Source organism: Dankookia rubra (genome assembly GCF_004355005.1).
GTDB lineage: Bacteria > Pseudomonadota > Alphaproteobacteria > Acetobacterales > Acetobacteraceae > Paracraurococcus > Paracraurococcus ruber_A.
Genome location: NZ_SMSJ01000360.1, coordinates 1 through 467, shown reverse-complemented (window position 1 = coordinate 467; position 467 = coordinate 1). Strand labels below are relative to the sequence as shown.

1 protein-coding gene is annotated in these 467 nt (G+C 82.0%); it reads left to right on the top strand.

Going from position 1 to position 467, the window contains the following annotated elements; all coding sequences use genetic code 11:
* On the top strand, positions 1–225 hold a 225-nt coding region (locus tag E2C06_RS38400; RefSeq protein WP_165982932.1), incomplete at its 5' end, for a hypothetical protein.
* Positions 226–467: the final 242 nt, after the last annotated feature.

The following is a 467-nucleotide window of genomic DNA, read 5'->3' as shown; positions in this document are numbered from 1 at the left end:
GCCCGCGACGCCGCCGAGGCCGCCGCCGCGGCGCTGGCCGAGGCGGCCGGCCGCCTCGAGGGCTGCGGCTGCCGCCTGGCGGCCGAGCCGGTGCGGGAGGCGGCGGGACTTGCCGAGCGGGCGCGGTCCGAGGCCAGCGTCTACCGCCTCCGCGGCGCGCTGGACCGGGCGCGCTTCTCGCTCGGCTTGGCGCGGGACCGGCTGGACCGCCGCGGCTGCGGCTGACCCTGCCGCTCGATCCCGGGGCGGGTCCGCGCGTTGCGATGGGCCCGATCGAAGGATGCCCGCGCATGACCCGCTTCCGTCATCTTGCCATGGCCTCGGGCCTCGGCCTGCTGCTCGCCTCCGCCGCCATGGCGCAAGGGGGCGGCGGCGGAGGCGGCGGGGGGGGAGGCGGCGGCGGCGGTGCCTCGGGCGGCGCGTCCGGCGGCGTGTCGGGCGGGGCCGCGGGCACCTCGGCCGGGGCT